The following is a 19,458-nucleotide window of genomic DNA, read 5'->3' as shown; positions in this document are numbered from 1 at the left end:
CCGTATGTAGGCTTGAGGAACGTCTCATGCGCATGCATCATCCACCATTTTCCCCCGGAGTGGAACGCCGTTCCCCAAAACAGCAAATATTGCCCCACCATGCTTTCCTACTGCACCAACATCCATCCCGCGGAATCCTGGGCGGAAACCCGGGAAGCCCTCCAGACCCACGTTCCCCGCATCAGGCAGGAGCTGGCCGCACTGAATTCCCCCCTGAAGGACCGCCCCCTGGGCATCGGCCTGCGCCTGTCCGCCAGGGCGGCAGCGGAACTGCTGGAAACGCAGGACGCCGTGGAAGACCTGAAAGCATGGCTGGATGAACACGACGCGCGCGTAGAGACCATGAACGGTTTCCCGTACGGGAACTTCCACGGCCAGCGGGTGAAAGAACACGTTTTCCAGCCGGACTGGACCACGCCGGAACGTTTTGAATACACCTGCAACCTGTTCCGCATCCTGTCCCGCATCGGGGATGAAAACGCAGACAGGCTGACCGTCAGCACGCTCCCCGCCTCCCACAGCTGGTTCCATGCGGAGGAGGAGCGCATGTTCTCCCGTCTGGACGCCATGAGCGGATTCCTGGACGTGCTGAGCAGGCAGACCGGACGCCTGATGCAGCTTGGGCTGGAGCCGGAGCCCTTCGGCCATTTCCACGATACGGAGGGTGCCATCCGCTTCTTCAACGGCCTGCGCAACCACTCCCGCCGCCCCGAACTCATTGAACGCCATCTGGGACTGACGTATGACACCTGCCACTTCGCCATTCTGCGGGAGGAACCGGCAGACACCCTTTCCGCCTGGGAGGAAAACAACATCTCCCTCTGCAAGGTGCAGTTCTCCAATGCGCTGGAATGCCGCATACGCGGGGAGGAAGACCTGGAACGCCTGCGCCAGTTTGACGAAGGCGTTTACTTCCACCAGACCAGCATCCGCAACCGGGACTGCACCATGCTTTTCCCGGACCTGCCGAACGCCCTGGCCTACGGGCGGGATTACGCGGAGGAAACGCGGGATTCCCAGTGGCGCATCCATTACCACATTCCCCTGTACGCTTCCCCGGAACCGCCCCTGAATGGCACGGAGGAGTTCATCCTCAAGACGCATGATTTCCTCCGCAGCCATCCGGGCCTGAACCCCCACCTGGAGGTGGAAACCTACACCTGGAGCGTCCTGCCGGACCACCTGAAAATCCCCCTGGCCGCCCAGATTGCCCGTGAACTGCACTACGTTGAAACCCTGTAAGACATGACCCGCATTCACAAACACGCCGCCCTGACCGCCGGATTCCTGCTGCTGGCCTCCGGCCTATCCTCCTGCACCCTCCTTCCCGCGTCCTCCTCCGGCGGCCCGGAAACGCCGCGGACCCTGGGCGCGCGCATGGAAAAGCACGCGAAAGTCCTGCAAAAAGACATCGGAGCCCGGAACGCCAAAAAGCCCAAATCCATGGAAGCCGCCGCCAAATACATCGCCGGGAGCTTCTCGGACATGGGCTATGCCGTCACCCTCCAGCCCGTGGCCGGCGGCGACGCGAAAAAGGGCACAGCCATCTACAACGTCCTGGTGTACAAGCCGGGCCTTTATTCCAACAACCAGAGCATTGTGGTGGGAGCCAATTACGACTCCAGCGAACAGCTCAATAACGGCACCGGGACCGCCCTGCTGCTGGAAACGGCCAGGGACCTCAAGGACATTCCCACCAACCATAATATTTACTTCGTCGCGTACGCGAACGGGGCAGGCCCCGCGGGGAAATCTTCCTCTTCCGGCGCTTACGTGCATGCCAAAGCCCTGAGCGGCAGCATAGGCGCGGCCAACATCCTGGGCATGATCAACCTGGAACCACAGGAACTGGCCGCCGCTGCGGAGCAGAAACAGCCGGAACCAAAATCCCCGCAGGAAGCCGTGCTGTTCATGACCACTCCCCGCGGGAAGGAATTTGCGGGCCAATGCGCCGCCCCCTTCACCAAATCCTGGGAGCAGGCGCCTCCCACGTTCCACCGGGAGCCTGCGGCCATTGCCGGAAATGACCGCCACTACGCGGCCCTGAACATTCCCACGGTTTCCTGCCTGTGCAAATACTCCGTCACGGATTCCCACACGGAAGATTACGTGCACGCCCTGACGGACATGATTCACCAGGTGGCGGACAATGACGCGCCCCAGCCGGAGAAAGCCGCCCCGCCAGAGCCGAAAAAACCCTGACGCCTCTTTCTCCCCCTCTTCTTTTACCGGGACAGCTTTCTTCTTCCATGGCCACCGCCCAGCATCAGCACGGGCATGAAGGAGAGTGCCACCAGCGCAATGACCATCGGCATCCAGTTATCGGAATACCGCTGCATCAGGAAGGAGGTCAGGGAAGGCCCGGCCAGCGTGCCAATGGAGTAGCTCAGCAGCAGAAGCTGGTTCATGGTCACCAGCTCATCCCGTGAGGCCTCTTCACACCCCCAGGCCATGGCGACGGGGTACAGGGAAAACCCGGCCAGCCCCAGCGCGATCAGGGAGGGGGCCATCAGGCCGCCTTTCAGCACCAGTCCGGCGCAGGCGGCCACCACCAGCAGGGACTGGCATTTCATGACGAAGGCGCGCCCGTACTTGTCCGCCAGCCTGCCCATGGGCCACTGGCCCAGAATGGCCGCGGCAATCAGCAGGGCCATCCAGTACCCCACGGAGGAATGGTCCATGCCCTGGTGTTTCAGGAACAGGGGCATCAGGCAATAAATCGTTCCCAGCACCACGCCGGAAATCACGCACCCCACCACGCCCAGGAATACGCTGCGGCGTTTCAACAGCGTCCGTACCTCCACACGCACGGAGGACAAGGCGCCCGCGGAATCAGATTCCAGACGGGCAAACATCAGGGGAACCATGGCTGCCGCGGATAGAAGGCACACCTCCGTCACCACCAGGGACATGTCGCTGGGGAACCAGCCCAGGAGCAACTGCCCCAGCACCGTTCCCAGATAATAAACCACCAGGTAGGATGCCAGCAGAATGCCGCGGGTTTGCAGCGTTCCGGCCCTCAGCAGGGCGCTTTCCACCACCACCCAGACCAGGGCGCAGCTTATCCCCGTCAGCAGCCGGAGGCCGCTCCAGGCCAGCGCGCCGGGAAACACAAGCAGCAGCAGGGTGGACGCCGCGCATAACATGCACGCGTACTGGTAGCTACCCTTGAACCCGGTCTTGCGGATCACCCCTCCGGCCATCAGCGTGCCGGCCAGGTTCCCCAGAAAGAAAAAAGCCCCCACCAGCCCGGCCTCCCAGGTGGCGGCGTCAGACTGTTCCATCCACAGCGGAACCACCGTATTCAGAACGGCAAACGCCACCGTCTGAAAAAGAAGCCCCGCCAGCAGCAGGGCAATAGGCCAGGTAAATGTACGCATCACGATAAAGCGGGGACTATAGCACCAAAGCCGCATCAGTCAACCGCCTCTTCCGCCGGAAATAAAAACAAAGGAAACGCCCCTGTAAATGAATACATAATTCATTGAATATAAAATATCAATAAATTATTTAAAAATATAGGAAACTGTCATATCCCCCGGCGCAGGGACGCGGGCAGAATCTTCATCTGCTCCCGGTACTTGGCCACCGTTCTGCGGGCGATGTTCACCCCCTTCTCCTGAAGCGCGGCGGCCAGCCTGGCGTCACTGAGGGGTTTGGAAGAATCTTCCTCCGCAATCAACCGCCGCATCAGCTCCTGAACGGCTCCGGAAGCCATCGCCTCCGCGCCCGTTCCCGCAGAAGAAACATCCCCTTCCGCCGGAACGCCCGCGCTGAAAAAGCTTCTCAGTTCCTTCATCCCCCACTTGCACAGCAGGTACTTGTCCCGGCACGCACGGGAAACCGTGGACACGTGCACCCCCATTTCCTCCGCTACCTCCTCCATGCCCATGGCCTTCAGCCGGGACGGCCCGAACCTGAAAAAATCCTCCTGCCGCCGCACGATGGCGCGAGCCAGGCGCAGCACGGTCTCCTGCCTCATGTCCAGGGCGCGCAGCAGTTCCTGCCCTTCCCGGAATGCCTTGCGGAGATACTGCCGGAGCTCCCGGCTGCCGGAGCTCTCCGCCATCAGCTCCATGTACCGTTCATTCATGGACAGGCGCGGCAGGTACTCGGAAGTGAGGACTACATCCAGAACCCCGGAAGGCCCTTCCTCCACGATGACGTCAGGCAGCAGATGGGGATTGCCGCCGGGAGCATAGGCGCAGCCGGGATCCGGCGTCAGGCTGCGGATAACTTCAAGGGCCTCCGCCACGGCCTCCGGCTCCACGTCCAGCAGGCGCGCGGCCTCCTCATACTTGTGCGCCGCCAGCTCCCGCCAGCAGCGCTTGACCAGACGGAAGGCGAGCGAACGCTTCAGGCCGCGCTGCTCAAGCTGAATCAGCAGGGAATCCCTCAAATCCGCCGCCCCCACGCCGGGAGGGTCCATCCCCCTCAGCACGGCCAGGGCCTCCTGCATATCCCGCATGCTGAAGCATTCCCGTTCTTCCAGCTCCTGCGGGGACTCCGTCAGGAAGCCGCGTTCGTCCAGGGCGTCAATCAGCAGGAACAGGGCGTCCCGGACGCGCCCGGTAAGCGCGGAATGCTGCGCCTGGGCCGTCAAATGGGTCTTCAGGGACTCCGGAGCCACGATGGATTCATACATGAAATCGCGGCGGGCGGCGGCCTCCGCGGATGGGCGGCCTTCCGCCGTAAACTCGTTCCAGCCGTCCTCCTGCTCGTTCCAGCCGTCCCCGTCCTCCAGGGCTTCCGGAGAAGCGTCCGGCAATTCTTCAAGCATGGGATTGGTCTCCAGCGCGTGGCGGAGAAGCTGCTTCAATTCCAGAGCGGAGGCCTGGAGTATCTGCATCCCCGCCTGCATGGACTGGGAAGCGGCCATCTGGCGCACCATTCCATGCTGCAGGGATACCTCACTCATACCGTCACAAGCTACACCACCCCCCGGAATCTGGCAAGGGGGAACGCCCTGCCGCAAGAGCTGCCCGCGTACCGCAGGAGCGGAAAAAGACCACAACTTTCCTGTAACGTTTTTGAAAACCGCCCGTATAATGAAGGTAAATGAAAACCCTGCATGCACTTGCCTTCTCCCTGCTGGCCACCCTTCTCATGCCGGCCTCTTCCGCGGAATCTCCGTCACCCCTGGCCCCGGTGCCCAGGGAACAGCCCCAGTGGTGGAGGCAGCAGTATGAACAGCAGGTGGAGCAGGTAAAAAACAACCCCTGCGGCGTCCTTTTCCTGGGAGACTCCATCACGGACTACTGGAAAAGAGAAGGAAAGCAAGTATGGGAAAAGGCGTTCAAACCCTACCATCCCTGCAACTTCGGCATTTCCGGGGACCAGACCACCAACCTGATCTACCGCATCACGGACTCCGGCATTCCGGCCCAAACGGAACCCAAACTCTGCATCGTCATGATCGGCACCAACAACACCGGCCATTTCAAGGGAGGAGAAGCTCCGGAAAAAACGGCCATGGGCATTCTGGGAGCCGTTCAGCACCTGCTGGTCAGGTTCCCGGACACCCACGTTCTGCTGCTGGGCATTTTCCCGCGCGGCACGGGGCCGCAGGACAAGCTGCGCCAGCACAATGACAAAATCAATGCCGTCCTGGCTCAGTGCAAACTGCCCCGCACCACCTACGCCAACATCAACAAGCGCTTTCTGGACCCCTCAGGAAAGCTCCTGCCCGGCATCAGCAGGGACAACCTGCACTTCACGGAAAAGGGCTATGCCATCTGGGCGGACGCCGTGCTGCCCTACATCAAAAAATACTGCAAGTAGCCTGGTCCGTCCCACAGGGGAACCGGCAGAAAGACTGTTCCAGGACCATTCCCGCGCACGCACCAGACGCGTTCCGGACAGAACAGGCACGCCCTGTCATCCCGTAAATTTGTCTTCACTGAATTTCTTGTGACGGGGGTCTGTCCACGGATAGCCGGGCTGGACTTCTCCGCCCGGCCCCCGGGAATGTTCCGAAAGCGTTTCCGGCAGTCTTGCCCGGACCCGGAAAAAACCGCGTGGAACAAAAAAATTGCTTTTTCCCGGGGATGTCCTAGAGTGCCTCTCCGCAATGAGCATGCCGCTTGCCGACTTGTTATTCCTGGCTTTTGCCCTGTCCGTAGACGCCTTTGTCGTGGCGTTTACCTACGGCTTGCTCATTAAGCAAAAACGCCTGAGCAACGGCATCAAGCTTTCCGTGTCCACCGGGGCGGGACAATTCCTGATGCCCGTGCTGGGCTTCCTGCTCACGGGAACCGTGCACCAGTACATTGCGGCCTGGGACCACTGGCTCGGCTTTGCCGTGTTCACCTTTCTGGGAATCAACGTCATCCGGGAAGGCTGGAACCACCGCGATGAAGAGGAGCACATGCCCCACGTCACCAGCCTGACGCTGCCCACCCTCCTGGCCGTGGGGATCGCCACCAGCATAGACGCCCTGGTGGCGGGCGTCAGCATCTACCTTTCCTCCGCCCAGTGCGGCTCCTCCCCCACCCTCCACGCCGTGCTTCTTCCCGCTGCCGCCATCGGCTTCACCACCTTCCTGTGCACGGCGGCAGGCTTCTTCCTGACCAGGCGGCTGCACCGCTTCCCCACCTTCCACCTGGAAGCGGGGGCCGGACTCATCCTCATCGGCCTGGGCGTGAAAATGCTCTGCGACCATTTATGCTGAAAGATGCCCCGCAGCGCATGATAAAAATACTGTTCCGGCACCGTAATAAGTCGGAAAACAAACTGGCTCCGGCCCCTTTTTTCCGCTATCCTTAAACAAGCTTTTCCACATGAATATTTCACACCTTCTTCTCTGCACCGCCCTGCTCGCCGCGCCCGTCTGCATGGCGCAGGATCTGACGGAACCTGAAACGGAAGCGCCGTCCGCCGCCAGCCAGCTTCCTGCCCCCCTGGCGCAGAAAATAGCCGCGGGCGACTTTGCCGGGCTGCAAACGGAACTCCGCTCCTCCCTCCTGAAGGCTGGGGAACAAACCAAATCGGAACAAAAACTGCTTCAGGACAAGCAATACCGCCACCTGCTGGACATTCACGAACTCCTGCGCGTCACGGGACCGGACAACGTAAAGGCCGTTTTCTCCAAAAGCCCGCAGGACGCGGCCTTCATCAAGGCCTTTTTACAGGACCCGGCATGGATGGAACTCTACCTGGGCGCGGGCCTGATCCCGGAAAACTCCCCGGAGGGCCTTCAAATCCTTTCCGACATCTGGAAGGCGGACGGCAGGAGCGCGGACTTCCGGGACTACCAGCCCCTCGCCACCGGGCTTGCCTCCGTCTTTTCCACAGGCCCCATGGCGGGAAAACTGAAAACCAACTCCGCCAACAGCAACCCGGTGCGCCGTTACCAGATATTCAAGAAACTGCATCAGGAAAACAAGCTGCATCCCGGCTTCATCAAGCTGCGCCCGTGGGAAATGCGCTTCGTCGTGGGCCATACGTGGGACGACAAATCCTACGAATGGAGCAATGAGCACGTCAACCTCCCCTGGCGGCGCTATACGGACGCCTGCTGGGCCGCCCCCTATACGGGCAACAACTTCTTCGGCGACACCATCCAGGGCCCCCTCTTCTACGTGCCGTGGCGCGACGTCAACACCTCCGCGGAAAACACGCAGGTCATCGGCGGCGTGTGCGGCGGCCTCTCCTACTTCGGCACCATGGCGGCCCAGGCCCACGGCATTCCGGCCTACCCGGTAGGGCAGCCCGGCCACTGCGCCTATGCGGTGCGCGTGAAGCGCGGGGAATGGAAAGGCGGCTTCGGCGGACCGGACGGCGGCATGCACAACCACATTTTCGGCGGACAGGCTCCAACCTCCTACCTGCTGATGGAAAACGTCTTTGCGGACAACGCCAAGGCGGACCAGGCCTACCTGTGGGCCGCGCAGGCCCGCCTGGACGAAGCCGCCGGCAACAAGGACAAGGCCATCCAGGCCTGGGGGGAAGCGCTCAAGCAAACCCCGCTGCACCCGTTCTTCCGCACGGAGCTTCAGCGCCTGCTGATGGAAAAGGAAGGCATGCAGCCCATCGACTGGTACGTGTACGCCAAGGACGCCCTCTCCCACTACAAGGGGAACGGCTTTGCCGCGTTCGACGCCCTGAAGGACGTGCAGAACAAGTTCCTGATGGACATCCCGTCCGAAGACCGGATCGCTTGGTTCCGGGACCTGCATGAAACCATCGCCACCACCCCCACGTCCTGGGCAGTGAAATTCCAGCCCGTGCTGGACTCCCAGTCCGCCTTCCTGACCAATCCGCAGGAAAAGGCGGCCTATCTGGAAACGGTCCTCTCCACGCACCTGAAAACGGGGGACGGCACCAACTTCGGCCAGGCGCTGGAATGGGCCGTGAAAACCTTTGTGGAAAACGGCCAGGCGGATGTCTTCTCCAACGCCTTCGCCAAGGTAGCCCAGCAGACGGGGGAAGCCGGAGCCTCCGGAAAAGCCCCCGACCCCAAGAAGCTGAAGGAAGCCTACGGAAAAGCCATCTATGCCACGGAAATGGCCCGCTCCATTCCGGCCTTCCAGACCCTGAGCAAGGCGGCCGCCTCCTTCTCTGACGCCGATACGTCTGCCAACACGGTCAATGCCGCCATCCCCCAGGGCTGGAAGCTGGTACCCGCGGACGGCATGGTCAGGTGCTCCACCACCTGCCAGTGGGACAGCCCGTGGGACCACATCAACCTGCTGCGCCCCTGCGGCGGCTCCCAGCATACGGACAAGGAAGCGAACCCCAACGTCATTGTGGAACTGAAAAACGGCGTGGACCTGGCCGGGCTGGTGGTCACCAAGCGCAACGGCAACGAAGACCGGATGAAGAAGATGGAGGTCTCCACCTCCACGGACGGAGCCACCTGGTTCCCCCTGGCCGCCACGGAAAACATGCCCAAGGAATGGGTCATCACCGCTCCGGAAGGCACCAAGGCCAAGTGGATCAAGGTGGAAGCCAAGAACGCCCAGCCGGAATTCATGCACCTGCGCCACATCCTCGTTTACGAAAAATAACCCCTGCACCCTTTTCCATTAACGCCATGTTTCATCATCTCAACATCGTCCCCGGCCTGCTGGCCGCAGCCCTCCTCCTGTCCGCGCCCGTCCAGGCGGCCCTCCCGGCCTACAGCGCCGTGAAGGACGAGGCCAAAACCGTCAACAAATACATGATCGTCGTGTGGGCCGGCACGGACTGGTCCCCCAAATCGCGTGAAGTCACCCGCGCGGTGGAGCACCTGGCCAAGGACTCCCCGGAACCCGTCCTCTGGTGCATCCAGGATGAACGGGAGGAAATGACGGAAGAGGAAAAGAAGCTGCCCAAGCCTCCCGGTGAAATCTGGAACATCCCGGCCATCCAGGTGGTTTCCCCCGCCGGCGGCATGGTCTTCCTGTCTGAAGGCGTTTCCAAGGAAACGCTGCCCGCCGTCATGAAGCAGGCGCTGGAAGCCGTGAAGCAGCAGGAAAAGGCCAATGCCCTGTGGGAAAAGGCGGACGCCTCTTCCGGCGCGAACGCAGCCCTTCTTTACGGGGAAGGCCTCCAGCAGCTTCCCCCGTACGCGGCCTCCGCCAGGAAGGACATTCTGGAAAAAATCAAGAAGGCGGACCCGGAAGACACCAGGGGCATGCACTTCAAATACACCTTCAAGCACCTGCCCTACATTGAAAAGGTGCAGCGGATGGTGGAAGACTCCGGCAAAAACGGCGGGCAGAAAGACTACAAGGCCGCCCATGCCTATGTGGACAAGCAGCTCAAAATCCCCGGCCTGACTCCCCTGCAAAAACAACAGGTCATGGCGGCCAGATTCTGGCTCTACCGCAGCGAGGGGAAAAAGGACCAGGCGCTGAAAACCCTGGCGGACATCGCCAAAATCTCCCCCAAGACCCTGATGGGAACAGGCGCGCAGAACTACTACCGCTTCCTGACGGAACCCGTCACCCTCAAGGAGCCGCACTTCACGGGCTATGACCTGCGCCCGGAATTTACGCCCACCCGCGTCAACATCGGCAGCATGCTCAACGGCCCCGGCAACTACAAGATCACCTTCAAGATGAACAGCGGCGGCTGCAACATCCGCAATCCCCGCTTCATGAGGGGCAGCCGCGTGGTCAGCGAACTGCCCAAGGACCAGCAGGACAAAAACGGGCGCGAATTCACCCTGCGCTTCTCCGGCTCGGAAAAGCCGGACCTGGTCTTTGACTGCCAGGGCCAGGGCTGGTTTGAGGCGGACTGCGACATCATCGTGACCAAGGAATCATAATTCCACAGCCCTATCGAAACCTTCACGAAGGCAGGATGTTCCCAAGGGACCTCCTGCCTTCTTCTTTTCACAATTCTTTCGTCAAACGGTATTCCTCCAACATGCCAAGATCGCAAAGAGTGAAAACTTTACAGCAACAAAATATCTTTTTTTCATTTTTGCGCTATCCGAAAGGCATTCATTAGAATTTTTATAAACTCTATATAAAGAAACATGAATAAGCCATCAAAATTAGCCGTGTGAATATCCCCGTAACCACTCTCGGAGAGAGCATTTCTCCATAAGCAAGTCACTGAGAAATTTCTCTTTATAGTACTTTTTATCTCAAATCATGTAGAGATCTCACCTTTAAAGCAATTATTCATAATTTTTTACAAATACCTCTTGACTTTCTGCATATTTTACCCCAGAAGGGAGTATGGTTTTTTCTTTGAAATCCATCATTCTGGTTATGGGAAGCATAGTGGGCACGGCTTATGCTCAGTCAGCATATGATTTGCCAACTTGCCCCATCCCCTTTTTAACTGATGGAATAGTAGCTTCTGATGGAAGCATTTGGGTAACAGGAGAACGTTCTGGCGTATACAAACTATCTCTTGATGAAAACAAAAATGGAGAGTGGATCAACACAAATTATTATGCAGGATTTCCAAAAACACAAAATTTCTATACCATTGCGGAAGATTTACAAGGGCGTATCTGGGTAGGGACTGACAATCAAGGTGTTATTGTTTTTAATGGAGAAAATTGGAAAAGCTACACAAAGGAAAACGCTTTATGCGGAGAACGAGTGTTTGACATTGCCGTTTCTCCCACCAGTGGTGAAGTAGCAATTTCCACCTCCGGAGGAGTGACGATTTACAATCCAGCCAATGAGCATTGGAGAGATTTAAATCGTCATGACGGCCTTCTTGCCGACCAAGTAGAGGCTCTGTCATTCGATAGCGAAGGAAAACTATGGCTTGCCTATGCCTGCGGTGGGGTGGCCTCAAGTTCCTCCAAAAGCGGGTATTCTAAATGGGAAAATGTTCAGGCTCCCTGGTACTGGGATGCTAAACAATATATACGGCAACCGTTCAGTGGGAAGGGAGAAGGACTTCCTTCCAACCTTGGGAATGCAATTCTGGCTAAAGGAAATGGTAATGTATGGCTCGGCACGACATGTGGTCTCGCCAGCAATTTCCCAACAGGCCGCTGGCAATACATTAGAGGAAAAGATTACGAAGCAAAAAACAAGGGAGTATATGGAGGAGGCAAAGCGTCTTCCAGGAAATATGGGAAAAACGATCTTTTACCGGAAGATTATATCACCTGTTTATGTGAAACTCCTGAGGGAATATGGGTAGGTACGAGGACCAAAGGAGCCGCCCTAGTAGACAAAAAGACATTAAAAATATTGAAAACAGAAAATCTTATTCCTAAGCAAAAATACGACCAACAGACATTTCCGTCAGAATGGGAAAAACTTCCTGCACAGTGGATAACAGCCTTTCTGCCGTTACAGGATGGAAGCGTTTATGCCGCCACTTATGGAAGAGGATTAGTCAATATCACGAAAGGTAACCTCACATGGAAGAAGAAAAAAGCCAATGAAAGAGATTTTCCGAATCACCCGTCTTATCCGCAACCACTGAATCAAGAAAAATTGATAGAGGAAATAGTGAATCTGGGAAAGTATCGCGGCAACAATAAAAATTCTCCGGCTTTATTCTGGAAAGAAGATTGGGCTACACAGGGAAGGTGGTGTGAACGGTACGGCCGGGACTTTGCGGTTCTATGTGCGGCAGGAAACATTCCCCGCGATCTTAGCATGACTCTTGAAGACCTTTCTTCTCAAATTATGGTGGCCGGAAGAATAGGATGCCACAGTTCGCCTAATGATTCGTTACGCCATTGGATTCATAATCATAACATGGCGGGAAATCCCAATGTACTGCATAATCTTTCCTATTATTCTAAAACTGAAGCGGAATGGGATGATCATGGAGAGGCGTATCCAAGAACTTTTGATGGTCCTGATGTCTGGGCTATCATTAAAGTGCCAGAAGGGAAACACCAGATATCTTTGTATTTTTATAACCCTAATGGATTGGAACAAGCCAATGCAGCCCAGCGTGACTACCTTGTGGAAGTTCGTAAATTCCAAAGCAAGTATCCGGATGAACTTGCTTTAAGTCCTAATCTCATTGATCCCAAGCAAAACCGCGTACCCCTAAATTTTGATCAAAAGGAAACCGCAGATATTCTAAAAACCCCGGTTTTAACTCGTTTCCGAGTTAAATCGTTCGCCGGATCCGGAGTCTACAAAACAATCCTCGTCAAAGAAAAAGGATATTATTTCATCCGTATTGGGAAAAACTATTCTTTCAACACATTGCTAAACGGTATTTTCATTACAAAGCTTGAAGAAAAAGACGGAACGCCACCAACCCGAAAATCAATGCTGTTTGAATATGCAGGAAAATGCCCTCAACCTTGTCCCATTACTGATCAAGACGCTAAAGCACATGCCTTGTTTTTGGAATACTGGTCCAAACTTACGGCTCCACATTTTTCTCCCTCCTATCTTTCAAAGGCTCATCAATTAGCTCTGCAAATCTACCGCATCATTCAGCATACCGCCCCCAATTCATCCCTTATTCCTAATTGGAGATGGACTTTAAGCATGTGGAATGAACAAGAAACTGATAAATTTGAACAACTAATGCTGGAAATTTGGTATCAAAAACAAGAAAAATTCCCTGATCCTTATGCTTCTAAAAAGTTTTTCCCTTTTAGTCCAAGAACAATTCCATTTGCACCGCTGGAAATTCGCATTATGCGTTACATGGATATAGATTGGCATCAGTACCTTCCTGACTATCAGGGAATACCAAAACCAAGCGCAGAAAAATTTCATCAACTCATCAAGAATATGACTGAACAGGAATATAAGAAACTGGCACAGAAATATACTGAAAAGAGATTGATGAAATTAAAACAACAAATCAGAAAAGAAAATGAATAAAATTATTCTAATAACCTGCGCTATACTTAGTACCTCCAGTATATCGTCTGCTCTTGACGTGGATTACACAGTATCCATTGTAGCAGGACATGAGGAGCTGCGTCTCGAATCCAAATCTTCATATCACGCCGTCGTCCGTGTCGATCCCTTAGATGAGATTGAACGTAAAAAGCTAGAGAAAATGATTACTTGGTCTACTCCCGATAAATACTTTACAGTAAATCCATATCCTGAAATACCCACCATATGTGAAGTGATAGCAAATAAAGGTTTTCACACCGTGAACAAAACAGGGAGTTTAATTGCTAAATGCGGTTCAAAAGAATCACTCCCTTACTTTATCACTATCATCCAATAATCATATTCATTAAAAGCAGCTTGAAATTCAAGCTGCTTTTTTTAATTCCATTTTACTGATTTTTTGAGAAGGATATTATCCTTGCCTGTTATCTTCCTCCGCCAGCTTGCGGCGGTATTCCATGCGCTCCCTGATGCGCATTCCAGGCCATTCCCGGTGGGGGTGTAATAAACGCGGCCTTCCGGCAGGTAGGCCTGGGGAACGAAGTGTTCCGGATAGTCATGGACAAGTACTCCAGCCCGGCGGCATCCGCACCTCCGGCAGCGGCCAGTTTCTTGCGCGTGGACATCCCGAGATGTTCCGGCACGGCAAGCGGCAACCGCACAAAACAGCCCTATCAAAACCTTCACAAAGGCAGGATGCTCTCAAGGAACATCCTGCCTTCTTCTTTGAAACCGGAATAGCATCCCTCTTTTGTAAAGGAAACAATTTTTTAAAGTATCACATACTGCTCATGTCATGGAATCGCATTAAAATACTATTTTTCTATCTTCCTTTATTAACATGATTCCTTCTGGATCTTATGAATGTTTTGACACAAAAAAGTACAACTTCACCTGCGTTAATTCTGTTCTTCCCATCACTAATCCATCGCGAGATGATAGGACTCACATCCCTCAGATAAAAAATATCCACGCACTTTAAAAAACTTTTAACATTAGAGACGTTAAAAAGTATGCTCAACCCTCATCCAACGTCTTCAGACGTTCTCGATATTTTTCCGCTGTTCGTTCACTCTTTTTAAGCTCTGCCAGTTTAACTCCCATATTGAGCGTATCTTTCAAAACAGACCGATCTGTTATTTCTTTGAGACTTTGTTCTACGAAGTCCAGTGCCATTGAAATATAACGGTCATCCTTCCACTCCGTCAGAAACTTCATGTAAAAATCGACTATTTCAGAACGCGTTTTTCTGTATGCGTTTAACGAGACAATTGTTTTCTGTAGAAAGACAGATGTTCTCATTTTGACACGGGAATTAATGATTTTATCATTCTTGCGATAAAATTCTGCCCACTTTCCAAACAAGTAAGTACTCGTCTTATGGTCGTACACCATTTTCATTTGCATAAGCTCCGGAATATCCTTCCGAGCCTGTTTCCATAAATTACGCAAATAAATATCTTGAGATTCTTCTGTCTCAGCACGGTTCAGCATCAAAGCTGACAGTTGAAATGGATCAAGAAGCCTTTTAACATTGGGCGCCAGATGGTGATTAACCAGATATTCAAGCACTGCCGGTTCTTCTTCAAAAGAGGCGTTCAACTCCAGTGCTGTTGTAAGCACCTGTTCGGGGGACATCCCCTGTCTTATTTTCATCCGGTTCAGTACCTCCTGCCAAGCTGGGTAATTTTTCCGGTTCCGCTTTAAAGCATATTCCAGTAAGCGATCTTTGAGCTCAGGGGACTGAACAAGCAATGCAAAATAATAGGCATTATTGCTCTCCTCCGTCTGTCCCATCACCAAATAATGATCAATTGCCTGAATGCAAGCTGTCGGTCCTTTCCAAGGTATTGGTCCATTTCCATTCGACCAGTTCCATCCACCGCATACGTTGTTACCGATAACCCAGTGATTTCCAGGTTTTTTCCAAATAAAGGCACAGTGCCCCGGTTGACCGATAGGATAGGCCGGAATTCCTTTGACGCGGCAGAATCCGCTTGCACCCTTGGATACGGCTCCGCAAACTCCGCCGTATTCCGTATAAATTTTTAAGCTGATGGGATTGTTGTCATAAAAAGCTCCACCCGCATGTACACTAATGCCATTCTTGTTTTTACTTCGATAAGGAATCAAACCACAAGCGGCTTGACCTATATTCCCCTCCTTAATCTTCGGTCTTGCTGCAAGGTAATTCTGAGCCCATTCCATATCATCAATTTTCCCAATATTTAAAATTGTTTTGGTGACGATAGACATTTCCCAAGGTTTTAAAGTTTTAAATTGGACAAACAGATTTCCATCAGCATACGATTTTTTGTAGAAGTGATACTTGGCAAGCAATTCTTCTTCCGAATGCTCGTCTGCATTCAGGGCGATACCGACTGCCAAATTGAGCAAGACTCCGTCAAGTCGGCTGTCCTCTTTTTTCCAGATAGAACGCAAAATATCCATTGTTTTCCATGATCCTCGATTGGCAAAAGCTAGATCCCGGAATAAATCAGGACAAGTAAATAACCAATCTACAAACTTGGGATCTTTCAAGGCGTCAGAGGAACTTTTTTCGCAAACCTCCGGCTGAGAAAAATACCGGGCAACATGGCTGGCAAGGACCAAGTCTTTGTCTGTCAAGGCCAGATTGATCGATTCATCATTGAATTTACCCCATTTGAGCCGATCCTGAACCTGCATGCTACAAAATCGGGCAATGCGCTTGCAATCCGCTGATTTGACTTCTTTCCGTATTTTGCGTTTCAGTGGACCATCTTCTTTCCTTGAGTAATCTGGAGTAGACAAGCTGTTCTCAAGAGATTTTTTTTCTCCTTGGGCCATGGAAGAAATCAGTAAGCCAAAAAAGATAATAAATTTAAAATATCCAATCATTTTTAATACCTTAAAACTCTTATTTTATTCAAGGGGAGGAGTACTGAATAACTGACCAATGAGTAGAGCGTATATTCTCTTACTCCAATCCGAGAATGCACATTCTTACTAAAGCAATCAGTTGAGACTTAGCATTTGAGTATTCAGAAAATGTATAATATAAATCGGAAGCGTTTACTTTGGTCTTAGTCCCATACTAAAACCAAAGTAAACACTAATAATATTATTCAATTTCCCATTACGATTCGGGCGGTAAATTTGTCATTGTGATTGGGAGACTTCCTGAAAGTTGTGCACCACTGGAGTGAGTTGCCGTGCATTTAAGAGTACAACTTATTGCTGCATCTATATTATCATTTCTTCTCAAAGTAACAGTAACCGTCTTCTTGTTTTTAGGTTCTAATTCAAAACTAGATTGCCGTTTACCCTCTCTACTCCAAGCATACTTAAAACGATCTGGTTTAATCTCTGATTTGTCCGACTTTCGTCTTGGAATGGCTGTAAACCTACCGCCTTCATCTTTGGAAAACCTGGGCTCGCCTTCGATCGACAAATAACCGTTTGATGCATCAGCTATAGATACAGCCGAAGCCCCAATAATTATCGCCATTAATACATGTTTATATTTTTCCATAGTATATTGTTTTTATTTATTTTGTTTTTTCAAGAAATCTTCTTCCATTTTGTTATATTCTTCGTCAGTCATTTTTGAAATTTTTTCTTTGAACTTCATTGCATCAATAATCGGCTTATTCCGAGAGTCTGGTAAATAATCCTTCCAGTTTATCCCCATACATTTCATTGCACGTATTTCTCTAGGTGAAAAAGGAATTGTACGAGGGCTATATGGGAAGAATTCTTCACTTCGCATTGTAGGAAATCTATCCTGTACAGCATACCACGTTTTCAACATGAAGTCTTCAAACGAGTTGTGTTCTTCTGTACTCCACATTCTCAGAAACCACCTCCAATTCGAAATAATTGACGGTCCACCATTTTGCGAGTGCATCCGTCTGTATAGAGAATACAATAGTTCACGATTCTTGGATAAGTACTGTCCTGACACAACGGTAGAAGAAGCATCATCCCACATTTTGAGTAAGCCCGAATATTGAACGCGATCCTTCCTGTCAATTTCATCAGAATGAGGGGGGGTTGGGCCATAGGCAAAAACATCATGGCGTGAATATTGTACAGGTTCAGGGTTAATCCGAGTGACAAAAACAGCATTTAATATGGTAAGGGATGAATAATTATTGACTATTCTAAAGTAATATCTTCCTCCTTTACCAGCGAAGAACGATTTGTATACTCCACATCCCTTAAAATCGGATATGCGGGTTCTTGCCAGTACAGGCTTCTTCATGGCATTCAAGACCTCCTCTTCCCAAGTAATTTCTTCGGGCAAAGGATTTTGGGCTGATCTGACCTCCAATAAATAATCCTTGTACCCCTGGCTGGTTCCCTCCCTCTCCCCATAATTATGAAAATAGAGGGATACTTCATGTTTCCCTTCCGGAATATCAACTACGGCCCATAAATCCGGCCCATCATTGCGGGATTTATAATCCACTTGCTCTTCTTTCCTGTCTACCCACCGGGCTGCTGCACGAGTGCCTGTTTTGGGGTTGTAAAGCACATTGGGATCATCCACAATATCACCCTGAAAAAACAGCAGGTAATGACCCTTATCACCATCTTTGTTCGGACCAATTTCTCCGCGAATATCAATTTTAACATCTTCTCTAGCCACCTCAAAACGCATGATTTCATCATCGCCCTGAGGTGGGGCAGTCGCACACAATAAAGCCCTATGTGTTCCGTATCGCTCACACCAGTCCCCCTGAGTCGCCCAATCTTCCTTCCAAAATACAATGGGAGTTTCTCCTGCCTTGAACTGTTGATCTCTCTTTTCCAGTTCTTTCATGATTGCCTCCTCACTCGCCAGTTTGGCAATTTGCGGATGTTCCGGACTTTTATCTTGCTTCAGAACATCCAATTTTGAGGAACTACTTTTTTTTCCTTCAGCTATTTTCACCAAATTGAACCCGTAAGTCGTTGCATAAACGGCTCCATCAGGCATCGTGAGCATGGATGTTACCCACGGAGTCTTAATATTTTCGGAGAATTTTCCCTCTTCCTTTTTTCTCATTGTTGATGGATCCAGCAGAATTGCTCCTTTTTCACGGAAACCTACCCATAGTCCTTGGTTGCTCCAGGCAAGGCTTGTTACATAATCTTCCGGTAGAAGAAACCCTGTCTGGTTCCGGGATGACTTGGTGGATGCCAGCAAACCCATGAGTCCCTTGTTTTTGTCCATGTAATCCTGCCCTCTCAGGAATTTCCATTTTCCACTCTGGCGATTTCCCATCCAACCGAGCCCGCTGCTTGTACCCACGGCGACTCCACCATTGGGCAGAGTCTGAATAACATTACACAAATTCGACGGAATCCCTTCCCCAGTTGCTTCCAAAGGCTGTCGTGCTCCTCTTTTCTCATCCCAATACCATGGCGCCTGCACTGTTTGAAGAACCTTGTAATTATCCTTCCCCGAAAGCCGGGTGACGCCTCCGCACGAGTAAGCAATCCAAAGGTCACCCGCTGCATCGTAGGTGAGAGACTTGATTTGATCTTCAGCCAATCCTTCCGCTCTCGTTAGATTGAACCAGTTCTCCTTGTTCGGGTCATAAATGCTAATGCCTCCTGATGTAGCTACTGCCACGTCTCCGGTTTTGGGTGAAACAGCGATGTCGAAAACGCGTTCGCCTATCAACGCATTTTCGCGGTCATAGACTTTCCATTCCGCACCATTAAAAACGATCACACCCTTGTTGTCGCTTCCTGCCCAGATTCTTCCTTGTTTATCTTCCGCCAGTGCGTAGAAATTGGCTGTATCGGGTAATCCTGAGTAATAGGTGGCTGCCAACCACGCGTCTTTCGTTGTGTTATTTTTACCTGGAAAGTATCGATAAATCCCATTGCCTTCGCTTGTTACCCAAATCGAGCCGTCTGAAGCCATGAGTCCGTCCGTCAGGTAATCAGCAGGACAGGCGGGTATCGCTTTGGGAAATTCAACTTGATCAGCAGCTTTCCCTGATTCAGTCACCCCCCAATAGACCAGACATATCAGGATGACTGATGTGAATTTACGAATTTTTATGAAATAGTTTAACTGCATAAGGATTTTCCGCATTAAAATAATTTTCTCACATCTCATAGTTCACAAAAATTAGATGGGATTGATAGAAGCATATTAACTAGTATGAAAAGTAATTTTATCAATCTAAAAAGTCAAATA

General features: G+C 52.2%; 13 protein-coding genes. 8 read left to right on the top strand and 5 right to left on the bottom strand.

What is annotated here, in order from left to right; translation table 11 throughout:
* The first annotated feature begins 99 nt into the window (after window positions 1-99).
* Both eboE and CXU21_RS01010 read left to right on the top strand, forming a co-directional pair.
* Complete coding sequence (gene eboE, locus CXU21_RS01015) at window positions 100-1,242, top strand: metabolite traffic protein EboE (protein WP_102724717.1); 1,143 nt, start codon at window positions 100-102, stop codon at window positions 1,240-1,242.
* Window positions 1,243-1,245: 3 nt separating this feature from the next.
* Window positions 1,246-2,202 carry a hypothetical protein gene (locus CXU21_RS01010; protein WP_102724716.1) on the top strand — a complete coding sequence of 319 codons (957 nt, stop codon included), beginning with the start codon at window positions 1,246-1,248 and terminating at the stop codon, window positions 2,200-2,202.
* Window positions 2,203-2,225: 23 nt separating this feature from the next.
* On the opposite strand, the gene CXU21_RS01005 is transcribed toward CXU21_RS01010, so the two are convergent.
* Together CXU21_RS01005 and rpoN are read right to left on the bottom strand one after the other, a co-directional pair.
* Window positions 2,226-3,380 (bottom strand): MFS transporter, encoded by a 1,155-nt coding sequence (locus tag CXU21_RS01005; protein WP_102724715.1) that lies wholly within the window; start codon window positions 3,378-3,380, stop codon window positions 2,226-2,228.
* A 149-nt stretch (window positions 3,381-3,529) separates the two neighbouring features.
* Window positions 3,530-4,918 (bottom strand): RNA polymerase factor sigma-54, encoded by a 1,389-nt coding sequence (gene rpoN, locus CXU21_RS01000; protein ID WP_102724714.1) that lies wholly within the window; start codon window positions 4,916-4,918, stop codon window positions 3,530-3,532.
* 140 nt (window positions 4,919-5,058) lie between these two features.
* On the opposite strand from rpoN, the gene CXU21_RS00995 reads away from it, so the two are divergent.
* The 6 genes from CXU21_RS00995 to CXU21_RS12065 all read left to right on the top strand — a co-directional run bounded on the left by CXU21_RS00995 (window position 5,059) and on the right by CXU21_RS12065 (window position 13,617).
* The gene (locus CXU21_RS00995; RefSeq protein WP_102724713.1) at window positions 5,059-5,781 is read left to right on the top strand and encodes a GDSL-type esterase/lipase family protein; all 723 of its coding nucleotides are present in this window, start codon (window positions 5,059-5,061) and stop codon (window positions 5,779-5,781) included.
* Window positions 5,782-6,070: 289 nt separating this feature from the next.
* Window positions 6,071-6,670, top strand: a complete 600-nt coding sequence (locus CXU21_RS00990; protein ID WP_102713506.1) for a manganese efflux pump MntP family protein — start codon at window positions 6,071-6,073, stop codon at window positions 6,668-6,670.
* Between the two features lie 109 nt (window positions 6,671-6,779).
* Window positions 6,780-9,008 carry a tetratricopeptide repeat protein gene (locus tag CXU21_RS00985; RefSeq protein ID WP_102724711.1) on the top strand — a complete coding sequence of 743 codons (2,229 nt, stop codon included), beginning with the start codon at window positions 6,780-6,782 and terminating at the stop codon, window positions 9,006-9,008.
* Window positions 9,009-9,034: 26 nt separating this feature from the next.
* Window positions 9,035-10,252: a hypothetical protein gene (locus CXU21_RS00980; RefSeq protein ID WP_102724710.1), complete on the top strand. Its 1,218-nt coding sequence runs from the start codon at window positions 9,035-9,037 to the stop codon at window positions 10,250-10,252.
* A gap of 451 nt (window positions 10,253-10,703) precedes the next feature.
* The gene (locus tag CXU21_RS12070; RefSeq protein ID WP_180972567.1) at window positions 10,704-13,259 is read left to right on the top strand and encodes a ligand-binding sensor domain-containing protein; all 2,556 of its coding nucleotides are present in this window, start codon (window positions 10,704-10,706) and stop codon (window positions 13,257-13,259) included.
* A 58-nt stretch (window positions 13,260-13,317) separates the two neighbouring features.
* The gene (locus tag CXU21_RS12065; protein ID WP_180972566.1) at window positions 13,318-13,617 is read left to right on the top strand and encodes a hypothetical protein; all 300 of its coding nucleotides are present in this window, start codon (window positions 13,318-13,320) and stop codon (window positions 13,615-13,617) included.
* Window positions 13,618-14,297: 680 nt separating this feature from the next.
* On the opposite strand, the gene CXU21_RS00960 is transcribed toward CXU21_RS12065, so the two are convergent.
* The 3 genes from CXU21_RS00960 to CXU21_RS00955 form a co-directional block, all read right to left on the bottom strand.
* Window positions 14,298-16,160 (bottom strand): hypothetical protein, encoded by a 1,863-nt coding sequence (locus CXU21_RS00960; RefSeq protein ID WP_102724706.1) that lies wholly within the window; start codon window positions 16,158-16,160, stop codon window positions 14,298-14,300.
* A gap of 238 nt (window positions 16,161-16,398) precedes the next feature.
* A complete protein-coding gene (locus tag CXU21_RS12055; protein ID WP_146016886.1) occupies window positions 16,399-16,794 on the bottom strand; it encodes a hypothetical protein in 396 nt (131 codons plus the stop codon).
* A 12-nt stretch (window positions 16,795-16,806) separates the two neighbouring features.
* The gene (locus CXU21_RS00955) at window positions 16,807-19,377 is read right to left on the bottom strand and encodes a ligand-binding sensor domain-containing protein (RefSeq protein ID WP_102724705.1); all 2,571 of its coding nucleotides are present in this window, start codon (window positions 19,375-19,377) and stop codon (window positions 16,807-16,809) included.
* Window positions 19,378-19,458 lie beyond the last annotated feature (81 nt).

This window comes from Akkermansia muciniphila, assembly GCF_002884975.1.
GTDB lineage: Bacteria > Verrucomicrobiota > Verrucomicrobiia > Verrucomicrobiales > Akkermansiaceae > Akkermansia > Akkermansia muciniphila_C.
The sequence above is the reverse complement of the archived record's forward strand: the minus strand, read 5'-3'. Positions and strand labels throughout refer to the sequence as shown.